The organism is Agrobacterium sp. SORGH_AS_0745, assembly GCF_030818995.1.
GTDB classification, from domain to species: domain Bacteria; phylum Pseudomonadota; class Alphaproteobacteria; order Rhizobiales; family Rhizobiaceae; genus Agrobacterium; species Agrobacterium tumefaciens.
Window position 1 is genome coordinate 1,303,077 of the sequence record NZ_JAUTBI010000003.1, and the last position, 13,841, is coordinate 1,316,917.

Below are 13,841 nucleotides of genomic sequence, written 5' to 3' on the forward strand. Positions count from 1 at the left end.
CGGCTGGAGGAGACCGCCCCGTGAAGACCATCGCCGCAAGACTTCTCGCGCTGCTTGTCTTCCTGGGCGCGACCTGCCCGGCCTTTGCGGAAGAATTCATCCGCTCCTATCATTCCGTCGTCGAGGTTGCGAAGAGTGGCGAACTGACGGTGACGGAAACCATCACCGCCCGTGCCGAAGGCCAGAACATCAAGCGTGGCATCTTCCGCGATTTCCCGCTTTATGCGCTGGATGCGAATAACCGACGCACCAAGGTGGATTTTAACGTCGTTTCCGTGGAGCGAGACGGCGCGCCGGAGAACTGGCGCACCGAGAATATCGATGGCGGTATCCGCATTTATACCGGCAGCGCCGACCGTTTTCTTCCGACCGGCGAGCATATCGTCCAGATCACCTACACCACCGCCCGGCAGATCCGTTATTTCAGCGACTATGACGAACTCACCTGGAATGTCACCGGCAATGGCTGGCAGTTTCCGATGGGTGAGATTTCCGCCACGATCACTTTGCCACAGGGCGTGAAGGCCACCGATACTGCCGTTTTCACCGGTCCACTCGGTGCCAAGGGCAAGGATGCGCGCATTTTGAGCGAAGGCAACGAGGTGTTTTTTGCCTCTACCCGCCCGTTTTCAGTAGGCGAGGGCATGACAGTTGCCGTGAAGTTACCGAAGGGCGCCATTGCCGCCCCCGACTCCTCCCAGGAGGCAGGTTGGTGGCTACGTGACAATCTTGCCATCCTGCTTTCGGGCGGCGGGCTTTTCGCAGTGCTGCTCTATTATCTGCGAGCATGGTTCGCGGTCGGCCGTGATCCGGCCAAGGGTGTAGTCGTGCCGCGCTGGGATGCACCGGAGGGGCTTTCGCCGGCTCTGGTCAATTACGTTGATAACAGGGGTTTTTCCGGCGCAGGCTGGACAGCGCTGTCCGCCTCGGCGCTTGATCTGGCGGTCAAGGGTTATGTCGTTCTGGAGGATCTGAAGAACTCCATAGTCATCCGCCGCACGCAAAAGCAGGCTGGGGCGGAGTTGCCGAGCGGGCAGAAGACGCTGTTGTCCTCCATCGGTGGTCCGGGCGAGACGCTCACCATCGACAAGGCGCATGGAACGGAAGTCGAAAAGGTCGGCAAGCAGTTTCGCGCGGCGATAGAAAAAGAGCACCGCGGCAAATATTACCGCAGCAATGCCGGTTACATCGTTTTCGGCATCTTCTTCAGCGTCGCCATAATCGTCGCGACGCTGGTGTTCGGTGATCTCGATGAAAGCGCCATTGCCGCCGTGCTGGTCTTCGGCTTTTTCGCCTTTTTCTTCAGCATCCTGTCGATCGGCATCGGCCGACAGTTCTCGCGTGGCGCGTCGTTGAGCAAGCGCATCGGCGGCATCGTCATGCTGGCCTTTGCCGGTTTTGTGGCTTTCTCGGTCATTGGCGGCATTGCCACGCAGATCCTGCTGGATGTGACGCATGACACCAAGTCGCTGGCGCTGGCCGCCATCGGCGGCATCGTGCTTACCAACGCGCTGTTCCTGTTCCTGATGGGTGCGCCGACGCCGCTCGGCCGCAAGCTGATGGACGGCATCGAGGGCCTCAGAACCTATCTGACGCTGGCGGAAAAGGACCGGATGAATATGGCGGATGCCCCCGCCATGTCGCCGCAGCATTTTGAGACATTGCTGCCCTATGCGGTCGCGCTCGGCGTGGAAAAACCCTGGAGCCGCACCTTCGAGACCTGGCTTGCCACGGCTGCTGCCGGTGCCGCCGCGGCAAGTTATGCGCCCGGCTGGTATTTGGGCAGCAATTACGGCAGCTTCGGAGACCGGATTGGTGGGTTCTCCACTTCCATGGCGAATACAATCGCTTCCACCATTCCCCAACCTGTCAGCTCATCTTCCTCCAGCTTTTCAGGTGGCGGTGGCGGTGGTTCTTCCGGTTCGGGCGGCGGCGGTGGTGGTGGTGGCGGCTGGTAACGTCCACCGGCGGTAATTTAACCGATAGCTGATGACTTTTGCCGCTGGTCTTGCTAAGTCCGCGACACTCTTTTGCAACAGATTAAAGTCCTTATCCCATGCCCGATCTTCTGCTTGAACTTCGCTCCGAGGAAATCCCCGCACGCATGCAGCGCAAGGCGGCGGGCGATCTGAAGAAACTCGTCACTGACGCCTTGGTGGAGAGAGGGCTGACCTATGAGGGTGCGCGCGAATATTGGACGCCGCGCCGCCTGACGCTGGATATTCGCGGCCTCAATGCCCGCTCCGCCGATGTGCGTGAGGAAAAGAAGGGTCCGCGCACCGATGCCAACGAAAAGGCGATTGAGGGCTTTCTGCGCGGCGCTGGCCTTAATGATGTCTCCGAGGCTCAGGTCGTTTCCGATCCGAAGAAAGGCGATTTCTACATCGCCATCATCAACAAGCCCGGCCGCCCGGCGGAAGAGATCATCGCCGAGGTGATGCCCGGCATCATCCGCTCCTTCCCCTGGCCGAAATCCATGCGCTCCGGCCCGGCCTCCATGCCGAAGGGTTCCAGCTATGCCGGCATCGAAGGCAAGGGCTCGGAGAGCCTGCGCTGGGTGCGCCCGCTGCAATCCATCGTCTGCCTGTTCGGCCCCGAACATGACGAAACCCAGGTCATTCCCTTTGTCATCGACGGCATCGTCGCTGGCAACGTCACCTATGGCCACCGTTTCCATGCGCCGGGTCCGATCACCGTGCGCCGTTTCGAGGATTATGTCTCCAGCCTTGAAAAGGCGAAGGTCATTCTCGATGCCGACCGCCGCAAGGATATCATCCTGCACGATGCCAAGGATCTGGCATTTGCCAACGGCCTTGAGTTGGTGGAAGACGAAGGCCTGCTGGAAGAAGTCTCCGGCCTCGTTGAATGGCCGCAGGTGCTGATGGGCACTTTCGAAGAGGATTACCTGCAAATCCCGGCGGAAATCATCCGGCTGACCATCAAGACCAACCAGAAGTGTTTTGTCACCCGCAATCAGGGTGCGGAAGAGGGTCTTTCTAACCGCTTCATCCTGATCTCGAACATCGAGGCAAGCGACGGCGGTAAGGAAATCATCCATGGCAACGGCAAGGTCGTCCGCGCCCGCCTGTCGGATGCCCGCCATTTCTGGAACCGTGACCAGGGCGATCTGCCCGATCTGGAGACGCTCAAGGATTCGGCTGCGAAATTTGGCCTCGATCTCAAGAAGCCGCTCGACCAGCGCATGGCCAAGCTCGATGCGCTGAACGTTACCTTCCATGCCAAGCTCGGCACTCAAGGGCAGCGTGTGGCCCGCATTCGCGAACTGGCCAAGGCTCTGGCCCCCGTCGTCGGGGCAGATGAGACGCTGGTAGACCGCGCCGTGGTGCTGGCCAAGGCTGACCTGCGCACCGAAGCCGTCGGCGAATTCCCCGAGCTTCAGGGCCTGATGGGCCGAAAATACGCAACCTTGCAGGGCGAAAACGAAAGTGTCGCCGCGGCGATCGAGGATCACTACAAGCCGCAGGGTCCCTCCGACCGCCTGCCAGCCGACAAGGTGGCGATCACGGTTGCTCTCGCCGACAAACTCGACACGCTCGTCGGCTTCTGGGCCATCGATGAAAAGCCTACCGGTTCGAAGGATCCCTTCGCACTGCGCCGTGCGGCGCTGGGCGTGGTTCGTATTCTGCTTGAAAAGAACGTGCGGCTTCCATTAGTGCCTGCCATAACGGATATAAATTTGGCGTTTTATCCTTCGGAAGCGAGGGAATCTGCAGAGAAACTGCTCCGAACCATCAATCCTGTTCGAGGGGAGTTTGAAGAGACCGAGTTGTTCAAGAACCTGCAAGAAGATGAAGCCTTCCACAATGGTCTCTTTGTTGCTCGTCCGTCCGTTTTTTCGCTGCTCTCCTTCTTCCACGACCGCCTGAAGGTCTATCTGCGCGATCTTGGCGCCCGCTACGATCTGATCGATGCAGTCCTGACACCGGAATCTGACGATCTGCTGATGATCGCCCGCCGTGTCGAGGCGCTGACCGCCTTCATCACCGGCGAAGATGGCCGGAACCTGCTGGCCGGTGCAAAGCGCGCCACCCAGCTTCTGGCCGCAGAGGAAAAGAAGGGCACCGTGGTTGCGAACAGCGTTTCAGAAGAACTGCTGAAGCTCGACGCCGAAAAGGCGCTTTACGCGGCGATCAAGACCGCTTCCGCCGATGCCGCAAAGGCCGTCGAGACGGAAGATTTCCGCTCCGCCATGCAGGCGCTTTCGACGCTTCGCGCGCCCGTCGACAAGTTTTTCGAGGATGTGCTCGTCAACGACGAGGACGCGGCCATCCGCGCAAACCGTCTGGCGCTGTTGAAGGCCATTCGTGAAGCCACCGGAACGGTTGCGGATTTCTCGAAGATTACGGGGTGAGGCAGGGTTGCCAATGGTAATGTTTATGTTACCATTGCTCCATGAAGGTCGTTGAATATCTGGACCCTAACGGATCGAGCCCATTTGAGCGATGGTTCGTGAAGATCGACGCGCGTGCAGCGTCGAAGGTAACGATGGCCGTGACCCGGATGGGGCAGGGCAATCTCGCCAACGTAAAATCCGTTGGCTCCGGTGTTCTCGAATACCGGATCGATTATGGCCCCGGATATCGTGTCTATTTCGGGCGTGACGGTGATGAGCTGGTGATATTGCTGATTGGTGGAACCAAGGCACGGCAGCAGAACGATATCGAAGCGGCCAAGGCCTCTTGGCAGGATTATAAATCCAGAAAGGGCGCCCACAAGGGTGCCGGGATGGGTGATTGACATGGCGCTAACGCGGGAATTCAAACAGACAGTCAAGGCGAGGGCGGAAAAAGACCCAGCCTTCCGGGCGGCTCTCTTGTCGGATGCTGTGGAACTGTTGCTGGAGGGAGATGTCGAAACCGGCAAGTCGGTATTGCGAGATTTCATCAACGCCACGATCGGTTTCGAGACTTTATCCAAACACGTGGATGTGCCTGCGAAAAGCCTGATGCGCATGTTCGGCCCGAAGGGAAATCCCCGGGCCGATAGTCTGTTTAGTGTCATTCAAGCGCTTCAGAAGAACTCGGGTATACATCTCGCTGTCGCAGCGGCCTGATGATCACCAAAATCCTAATCAGCGCCTGTCTCCTTGGCCAGGCGGTCCGCTATGACGGCAAGGGCAAACCTCTCGTCCACCCGGCGATAGACCGCTGGCGGGATGAAGGCAGGCTGGTGGCGATCTGTCCGGAAATGGCGGGCGGCATGTCCGTGCCGCGCCCGCCGGCAGAGATCGAGAAGGGAGCTTCCGGTCTCGATGTGCTGGAAGGCCGCGCCCGGGTGCTGGAAGTAACCGGCGGCGATGTCACGGCGGAATTTATTGCCGGTGCGGAAAAGGCGTTGGCCCTTGCTAAAGCCAATGGCTGCACGCACTCGTTGTTGATCGACGGCAGCCCGTCCTGCGGATCGGTTGCGATCTATGACGGCTCGTTCTCCGGCATCAAACATGCGGGCAATGGCGTGACGGCGGCGCTGCTTGAAAGAGCGGGAATTGCGGTCTTTTCGCCTGCCGATATCGACCGGCTGGATACTCTGACACGTTGAAACAAAAAACGCCGGAGTTTCCTCCGGCGTTTTCGTTTATACATCACCTCAGCGTATATCACCCCGCCATGCGCATCTGCTCTGCCATGCCGTGGAGTTGGTTGCCGGAGGAGACGCGGAAGCCGCGGATGAGGTTCAGTAGCTCTTCGGTATCGACGGCCAGCGCTTCCGCCGAAGCCGTGGTCTCTTCCGCCATCGCCGCATTGTGCTGGGTGGCGACGTCGAGCTGGTTGAGCGATGTGGAGATAGAGCGCAGCGTCGTGTCCTGTTCGGCCGCCGAATGGGCGATCTTGCCGACGATCTCGTTGGCGGATTTGATCTGGTCCGAGATGCGTTTCAGCGCGTCACCGGCTTCGCCGACAAGACGCACGCCGTTTTCCACCTGGTTGGAAGAGCGGGCGATCTGGTCCTTGATCTCCTTGGCGGCGGCGGCGGATTTCTGCGCCAGTTCGCGCACTTCCTGTGCCACCACGGCAAAGCCCTTGCCCGCTTCCCCGGCACGCGCCGCTTCCACGCCCGCATTCAGTGCCAGAAGATTGGTCTGGAAAGCGATGTCGTCGATCACGCCGATGATGTTCGAAATCTGATCGGAAGATTGTTCGATGCCGCTCATCGCCGCAATCGCTTCTTCCACCACCCGGTCGCTGCGCATCGCTTCGGAACTGACTGTCGTGACGCGCTTGGCGGCGTCGGCTGCACCTTCAGCCGTCTGGCGCACCGCAACCGTCAACTCGTCGAGCGCGGCAGAGGTTTCCTCGAGATTTGCCGCCTGGCGTTCGGTGCGCTGCGAAAGCTCGTTGGAGGCCTTGCGGATTTCTTCCTTCGAGCCGCCGATATCGATGCTCTTGGAATTCACCTTGGCCATGGCGGCGTCGAGATGGGTCAATGCCTCGTTGAAGTTGTCGCGCAGCGCGGCGTAACGGTTGCCGAGATCGGCGCAACGTACGGTCAGATCACCGCCGGCGAGTTTTTCCAGCGCCTCGCCAATGGTGGTGACGACACGTGCCTGCAATGCGGCCTCGTCGCGCTGCATGTCGAGGTTGTTCTGGCGCTCGGCGTTGAGCTGCTGCTGCTGTTCTTCCTCCCGGCGCTGCATGGCGTGGCGCTCCCGTACCTTGTCCTGAAGCGAGGCCGTGGCCTTCGCCATCATGCCCACTTCGTTGGTCAGCCCGGTATGGGGTATGGTGAGCGAGACGTTCTCATTGGCGACTTCACCGAGCGCCCTGTGAATGTCGCCGAGCGGCTTCGAGATCCCCCGGATAACGTAGAAGGCGGCGGCAAGTGCCAGCACGAAGATGGCGGCACCGATGGACAGCGCCCTCATCACCTCGCCACGAACCTGGGCATTCAGATCATCGATGTAAACGCCGGTCACGACCACCACCTGCCAGGGCTCAAAAGCAAGGGCGTAGGAGCTTTTGGCGTAGTCATTGCCTTCCATGCCGGGCTTCGGACCGTAGAAATCCGTCTGGCCGCCGCCGTTGCGGCCAAGCCGTACGAGCTCGTCACGATACTGGAAGCCCTTGCTGTCCGGCTTGCCCTTGTAGTTCTCGCCGACACGCTTCGCGTCGGGATGGAATTTCATCGTCACGTCGTAGTCGTAACCGAACAGATAGCCATCTGGGGTGAACCTCATGGCGCTGACGGTGGCGAAGGCCTGCTTCATGGCGTCTTCGTGTGAAAGCGTCCCGGCCTTTTCCTTGTCGTGGAAGGATTGCAGGATGGAAATGGCGGATTGCACCTGTGTCCGCAGCATGCCGTAGCGTTCTTCATAGATCGCGTCGGTGGCAGATTTCAGCTGGTAAAACGTTGCTGCTGCGAAGGCGGCCATAAGGGCCACCACGAGCACGATCAGCTGACGGGAAATGGAAAGATTCTTCATGGGCGCTCACAAGCTTTTGCGTCGCGAGCCGGAAAAAGCCGCGCGCTGCCGAAGTTTCGAAAATGGGAAGGCGCCTGATGCGCTGTGATCAGCCTGAAAGCGAAAGTCCGCTCCAAGCCCTCATGTCGTGCTGCATCGCACTATGAGGTCACTTAGCGGCAAAAAATTTGAATAAATATTTAATTAGCAAAAGCTTTATGAGCGTGCTTGGCAGAATAATGGATGCATAATTTATTATTCACCGGATGGTTGCCGTGCACTTCGAAAAATGCAGCGATGACGCGATTATTTGACTTTTGTCATCAAAGACGCCGCCGACACTGTCGGTCAATTGCCGCGCAATTTGAAATCCTGGTAATCGGGTGCCGCCATTACTGATGCGCTTGACGGTGCCGTGGCATTGGCCGCCGAAATTGTCTTCGTCGCTGCCGTGGTCGCGGTCATGTCTATGCCTGCTGGCGTGGCTGCCGTTTCCTCGGGGGGAGTGCCAGCTTCACCCTCATCATACGTGGCAATTGCGGTGCCAGGGGTTTCCTGCGGCATCCAAGCGGGATTGGTGCTGACGAAGGTGACGGGCGCGCCGCCAAGCCAGGCCTCGGTGCGCACCAGCGTGCGCTTACCCTCGATTTCACGCATTTCCGTGTGCTGCGTGCCCGGCTCGATGGAGGGGATGGCAAAGCCATCGGGGGCAGGGTTGTCCTTCACGGGCTGGCAGCGGGCGCAGTCGAGGCGAACGAAGCTGCCATTGCTGGTGTGGGTGCCGTTTACATATTCGATGGAAGACGCCATCGCAGACCCGCCGGTCAGCGCGACAACCGCTGTCAAAAGAAGACGACGCATCGAAAAACCCCCGAAATGACGGCGCAGCCTCACGATCGAGACAGAATGCGCCCTTCAATGTTCGGCAGATATTATCGGTCTTTCGTTTCCATCAGGTCAGCAAACTTGGTAAAAATTGAGCGAAATCTGCGCCCCGGCCGCTGTATGCCTTGAATGGTCAGACTTTTTCGCGCGCCACGGCCTGCCAGCCGATATCGCGACGGCAGAAGCCGTTTTCCCATTCCACCTTGGCCGCCAGCGCATAGGCGCGGGCCTGCGCTTCCGTCACGTTCTTGCCAAAGGCGGTGACGTTCAGCACGCGTCCGCCCGTCGCCACCAGTCTGCCGTCCTTCAGCGCCGTCCCGGCATGGAACACCTTTGCCTCTTCGCTGGCATCGGGAATATGGGCGATGGGCGTGTTCTTGTCGTAGGCACCGGGATAACCCTTGGAAGCTAGAACAACGGTCAGCGCCGCATCGTCGCGCCATTCCGCTTCCACCTTGTCCAGCGTGCCGGTAGCAGTGGCGTAGAGGATCGGCAGCAGGTCGCTCTTGAGGCGCATCATCAGCACCTGACATTCCGGATCGCCGAAACGCACATTGTATTCGATCAACTCGGGGCCTTTGGCGGTGATCATCAGACCGGCGAAAAATACGCCGGAGAAGGGATTGCCGTCTTTCGCCATGCCAGAAATCGTCGGTTCGATGATTTCTTTCATGGTGCGCTCCACCATGGCCGGTGTCATCACCGGGGCGGGGGAATAGGCGCCCATGCCGCCGGTGTTGGGGCCGGTGTCGCCATCACCCACGCGCTTGTGGTCCTGGGCTGTTGCCAACGCCAGCGCGGTTTTGCCATCGGAAAGGCAGAAGAAACTGGCTTCCTCACCGTCGAGGAAAGCTTCTACCACAACCTCGGCGCCGGCAGCGCCAAAAGCGCCGTCGAAACAGTCGTCGATGGCGGCAAGCGCTTCCGCCTCGCTCATGGCAACCGTTACGCCCTTGCCGGCGGCAAGCCCGTCGGCCTTGATGACGATGGGTGCGCCCTGTTCACGGACATATTGCTTTGCCGGTTCGGCGGTCTTGAAACGCTGATAAGCCCCGGTTGGAATATCGTAACGGGCGCATAGATCCTTCGTGAACCCCTTGGAACCCTCAAGCTGAGCGGCTGCTTTCGAAGGCCCGAAGGTGGCAATACCAGCCGCACGCAGATCATCTGCCAGACCGGCAACCAGCGGCGCTTCCGGTCCGACGACGACGAAGTCAATCGCCTTTTCCCTGGCAAAGGCGATAACGGCGGCGTGGTCTTCCACGTCAAGCGAAACGAGTGTCGCATGGTCGGCGATGCCGGGATTGCCCGGAGCGGCATAAAGTTCATCGAGCAGGGGAGACTGGGCGATTTTCCACGCCAGCGCATGTTCGCGTCCGCCGGAACCGATCAACAGAACTTTCATGGTCAACACCCCTGCAAATTCGCCTGTAACCTTGTTTGAGGGGCGTTAAGGGCAGGGGGGCGAAAGGTCAAGGAGAAAGCGCCTCAAATGCCCGTCTTTCCCTCGAACTCAGCCTTTCCTGTGGAATCGTTGCCGCCTCTTGTTGTCACGCCACAATCAGACATTATGTTCGCCGCTCCAGATGTGACATCAGAGAACCCCATGACCGCAGATAATGCCCGCCTCGCCACGCTCATCGCCTCCGAAATCAACGCCCGCGCCGATCAGGTGAAGGCGGCAGTGGCGTTGCTGGACGAGGGAGCGACCGTGCCCTTCATCGCCCGTTACCGCAAGGAAGCGACGGGAGGGCTGGATGATACCCAGCTTCGAACGCTTGCCGAACGCCTCGTCTATCTGCGTGAACTCAATGCGCGCCGCGCCTCCATTGTTGATACCATCAACGGTCAAGGCAAGATGACGGACGCCCTGATGGTCAAGATCATGCAGGCGGGCACCAAGGCGGAGCTGGAAGACCTTTATCTGCCCTACAAGCCGAAGCGCCGCACCCGCGCCGAAATCGCCCGCGAGCGCGGTCTCGGTCCGCTGGCCGAAGCGATCTGGGCAAACCGCGCAGCCGATCCGGCAAAGCTTGGCGAGGCCTATGTGCAGGGCGAGGTGGCGGATGTGAAGGCAGCGCTTGAAGGCGCGCGCGACATCGTGGCGGAAACCATGACGGAAAACGCCGATCTTCTTGGACGCCTGCGCGACTATATGCGCCAGAACGCCATTTTCCGCGCCAAGGTGGTCGACGGCAAGCAGGCGGCAGGCGAAAAATTCTCCGATTATTTCGATCATTTCGAGCGCTGGGCGACAGTGCCGGGACACCGCGCGCTGGCCATGCTGCGCGGCTGGAACGAGGAGATTCTGACGCTGACCATCGATGTCGATGCGGATGATCCCTCTCCGGTCAAACCCGCGCAGCGTACCGTCGCGGCCGCCTTCGATATCCGCAATGCCGGCCCCGCCGATCAATGGTTGATGGAAGTGGCAGGCTGGACCTGGCGGGTGAAGCTCTCCATGTCGCTTTCGCTCGATCTCATGCGCGAATTGCGCGAACGTGCGGAAGAAGAGGCGATCAATGTTTTCGCCCGCAATCTCAAGGATTTGCTGCTGGCCGCACCGGCGGGCTCACGCGCCACCATGGGGCTCGATCCGGGCATCCGCACCGGCGTCAAGGTGGCCGTGGTGGATGGCACCGGCAAGCTGCTCGACACCACGACGGTCTATCCCTTCCAGCCGAGGAACGACGTGCGCGGCGCGCAGGCGGAACTCGCCATGCTCATCCGCAAGCACAATGTCGAGCTGATCGCGATCGGCAACGGCACGGGCAGCCGTGAGACGGAAAAGCTGGTCGCCGATCTGCTGACACAGATGCCGGCTTCGGCTTCCGGCGCAAAGCCCACCAAGGTCATCGTTTCGGAGGCGGGCGCATCGGTCTATTCCGCGTCGGAACGGGCGGCGGCGGAATTCCCCAATCTCGACGTGTCCCTGCGTGGCGCGGTGTCCATCGCCCGCCGCCTTCAGGACCCGCTGGCCGAACTGGTGAAGATCGAGCCGAAATCCATCGGCGTCGGGCAGTATCAGCACGATGTCGATCAGGGCCGTCTTAGCCGTTCACTCGACGCGGTCGTGGAAGATGCGGTGAATGCCGTCGGTGTCGATCTCAATACCGCCTCCTCGCCGCTTCTGGCGCGGGTTTCCGGCCTCGGTGCTTCGATTGCCGATGCCATCGTTGCACACCGCGACCAGACCGGCCCCTTTGCCAGCCGCAAGGAGCTGTTGAAGGTGCCGCGCCTTGGCCAGCGCACCTTCGAGCAATGCGCCGGCTTTCTGCGTATCCCCAACGGCAAGGAACCGCTGGATTCGTCCTCCGTGCACCCCGAAGCCTATGGCGTTGCGAAAAAGATCGTTGCCGCCTGCGGTCGCGACCTGCGCACGCTGATGGGTGACAGCGCCACGCTGAAGGGGCTCGATCCGAAGCGCTTCATCGACGAACAATTCGGCCTGCCCACCGTCAAGGACATCATCGCCGAACTGGAAAAGCCCGGCCGAGACCCGCGCCCAAGCTTCAAGACGGCGACCTTTGCTGACGGCGTGGACGAGATCACCGATCTGAAACCGGGCATGTTGCTGGAAGGTACCGTCACCAATGTCGCCGCCTTCGGCGCTTTCGTGGATATCGGTGTGCATCAGGACGGGCTCGTGCATGTCTCGCAGCTGGCCGACCGTTTCGTGAAAGACCCGCATGAGGTCGTGAAAGCGGGTGATGTCGTCAAGGTCCGTGTCGTGGAAGTGGATGTGAAGCGCAAGCGTATTGCCCTCACCATGCGCAAGGACGGCGGCGAGGCGGCACCCCAGCCAATGCGCGAAAAGGGCAATGCGGGCGCCATGCGCCACGCGAATTCCAAACCGCAGGGACACAACGAAGGGTCGCAATCGGGTGGTGCTCTTGCTGCGGCTCTGGCCGAAGCGATGAAGCGACGCTGACCTCCGGTTGAAATGATTTCTATGGAAAAGCCCTGCCGGAAACCCCGGTGGGGCTTTTTGCTTGATGAAATCGTTCAATTTTTTTGAAATAAGACTATCTTGAAACTTGTGCCGAAAGGAATACGGTCAGAAAAATTGATAAGTGAGACTTAGCAATTGGGGGTGCCATGGCGTCGTCTCTGCATGTTCTTCTCGAAAAGATAATCAAGAACGGTAATCTTGTCGTCAATAGCCCGGGTGGTAGCCGTACATTTGGTAACGGTACCGGAACAAGGGTGGTTCTGAATTTCACCGACGAAGCTGCCATGCAGGAGATCGCTGCCGATCCTGCGCTGAAACTCGCCGAAATTTATATGGAAGGCCGTATGCAGGTCGTCGAGGGCGACATCTACGACTTTCTGGCGCTGGTTAAAAGCAACACGCTAAGCGAGGCGCTGTCCTTCGGCATGGTTTGGCGTGGTATGGCCCGCATCATCGCCGCCCGCATCAGGATGCATCTGCCGGTAAACCACAACAAGAGCAACGTCGCCCATCACTACGATCTGAGCGCCAAGCTGTTCGACATCTTCCTTGATGAGGACTGGCAATATTCCTGCGCCTATTTCAATCCGCCGGGCATCAGCCTTTATGAGGCGCAGGTCGCCAAGAAGCGGCACATCGCTGCCAAGCTGATGACGGAGCCGGGCCAGAGCGTACTGGAGATCGGATCCGGCTGGGGCGGCATGGCGATGTATATTGCCGAAAGTGCGGGTGCCGATGTGACCGGGATCACGCTCAGCGAGGAGCAACTGCGCGTTTCCCGCGACCGTGCAGCAAAACGTGGGCTTGCCGGCAATGTTCGTTTCGAATTGCAGGACTACCGTTACCTGCCTGCCTCGAAGAAATTCGACCGTATCGTCTCGGTCGGCATGTTCGAACATGTCGGGCCGACCCATTACCGCGATTATTTCGACAAGGTGGCGGAGGTTCTGGACGACAAGGGCGTGATGGTGCTGCATTCCATCGGCCAGCCCAGTCCGGCACTGGCGACCAATCCCTTCATCGAAAAATATATTTTCCCCGGTGGTTACATCCCCTCGCTCGCTGAGGTGCTGCCAGCCATCCAGAAGTCGGGGCTGCTGGTGAAGGATATCGAAATCCTGCCCATGCATTATGCGCATACGCTGCGGCACTGGCGCGAACGTTTCGTGGCGCGCAAGGCAGAGGCCGTAGCACTTTATGACGAGCGTTTCTTCCGCATGTGGGAATTTTATCTAGCGGGGTCCGAAATGGCCTTTACCCACGAAAATTTTCATATTTTCCAGATCCAGCTCGCCAAGGATCGCGACGCCGTTCCGCATAATCGCGATTACATTGCCCGCAACGAGGAAAAGCTGCTGGAGTTCGAAAAGACGCGGCCGCCGCTTGAGAAGGTTATGTTCTAAGGCTTGTCCATTCGCCACCGTCATGTCGGACCTGATCTGGCATCCAGCCAGCCCAAGTCCTCGGGCTGAAAGAAGGCTTCCTGCCGCGCAGACGCGCGACGTCTGAATTCCGGCTCAGGGCCGGAATGACGGAAGAGCTAATCGCCGCCTTCTCGCGCTGGTTAATGGAATGGAAACGGAA

The 13,841-nt window shown here is 59.6% G+C and carries 10 protein-coding genes; 7 read left to right on the forward strand and 3 right to left on the reverse strand.

Going from position 1 to position 13,841, the window contains the following annotated elements; genetic code table 11:
- The first annotated feature begins 20 nt into the window (after window positions 1–20).
- From QE432_RS16045 to QE432_RS16065, 5 genes are all read left to right on the forward strand, one after another.
- Window positions 21–1,958: a DUF2207 domain-containing protein gene (locus QE432_RS16045; RefSeq protein ID WP_306624927.1), complete on the forward strand. Its 1,938-nt coding sequence runs from the start codon at window positions 21–23 to the stop codon at window positions 1,956–1,958.
- A gap of 98 nt (window positions 1,959–2,056) precedes the next feature.
- The gene (glyS, locus tag QE432_RS16050) at window positions 2,057–4,372 is read left to right on the forward strand and encodes a glycine--tRNA ligase subunit beta (RefSeq protein WP_306624929.1); all 2,316 of its coding nucleotides are present in this window, start codon (window positions 2,057–2,059) and stop codon (window positions 4,370–4,372) included.
- A 41-nt stretch (window positions 4,373–4,413) separates the two neighbouring features.
- On the forward strand, window positions 4,414–4,758 hold the full coding sequence (locus QE432_RS16055) for a type II toxin-antitoxin system RelE/ParE family toxin (protein WP_306624931.1): 345 nt from the start codon (window positions 4,414–4,416) through the stop codon (window positions 4,756–4,758).
- A gap of 1 nt (window position 4,759) precedes the next feature.
- Window positions 4,760–5,074: a helix-turn-helix domain-containing transcriptional regulator gene (locus tag QE432_RS16060; RefSeq protein ID WP_306624933.1), complete on the forward strand. Its 315-nt coding sequence runs from the start codon at window positions 4,760–4,762 to the stop codon at window positions 5,072–5,074.
- On the forward strand, window positions 5,074–5,559 hold the full coding sequence (locus tag QE432_RS16065; protein WP_306624935.1) for a DUF523 domain-containing protein: 486 nt from the start codon (window positions 5,074–5,076) through the stop codon (window positions 5,557–5,559). The genes QE432_RS16060 and QE432_RS16065 overlap by 1 nt, the downstream gene beginning before the upstream one ends.
- Before the next feature lie 58 nt (window positions 5,560–5,617).
- On the opposite strand, the gene QE432_RS16070 is transcribed toward QE432_RS16065, so the two are convergent.
- The 3 genes from QE432_RS16070 to purD all read right to left on the reverse strand — a co-directional run bounded on the left by QE432_RS16070 (window position 5,618) and on the right by purD (window position 9,710).
- Complete coding sequence (locus tag QE432_RS16070) at window positions 5,618–7,441, reverse strand: methyl-accepting chemotaxis protein (RefSeq protein ID WP_111782792.1); 1,824 nt, start codon at window positions 7,439–7,441, stop codon at window positions 5,618–5,620.
- A 327-nt stretch (window positions 7,442–7,768) separates the two neighbouring features.
- Entirely contained in the window at window positions 7,769–8,281 is a 513-nt protein-coding gene (locus QE432_RS16075) for a plant virulence effector HPE1-like domain-containing protein (RefSeq protein ID WP_306624937.1), read from the reverse strand.
- 157 nt (window positions 8,282–8,438) lie between these two features.
- Window positions 8,439–9,710: a phosphoribosylamine--glycine ligase gene (gene purD / locus QE432_RS16080; RefSeq protein WP_111782790.1), complete on the reverse strand. Its 1,272-nt coding sequence runs from the start codon at window positions 9,708–9,710 to the stop codon at window positions 8,439–8,441.
- 201 nt (window positions 9,711–9,911) lie between these two features.
- On the opposite strand from purD, the gene QE432_RS16085 reads away from it, so the two are divergent.
- Both QE432_RS16085 and QE432_RS16090 read left to right on the forward strand, forming a co-directional pair.
- Window positions 9,912–12,236 carry a Tex family protein gene (locus tag QE432_RS16085; RefSeq protein WP_065658323.1) on the forward strand — a complete coding sequence of 775 codons (2,325 nt, stop codon included), beginning with the start codon at window positions 9,912–9,914 and terminating at the stop codon, window positions 12,234–12,236.
- A gap of 167 nt (window positions 12,237–12,403) precedes the next feature.
- The gene (locus QE432_RS16090; RefSeq protein ID WP_003515197.1) at window positions 12,404–13,660 is read left to right on the forward strand and encodes an SAM-dependent methyltransferase; all 1,257 of its coding nucleotides are present in this window, start codon (window positions 12,404–12,406) and stop codon (window positions 13,658–13,660) included.
- Window positions 13,661–13,841: the final 181 nt, after the last annotated feature.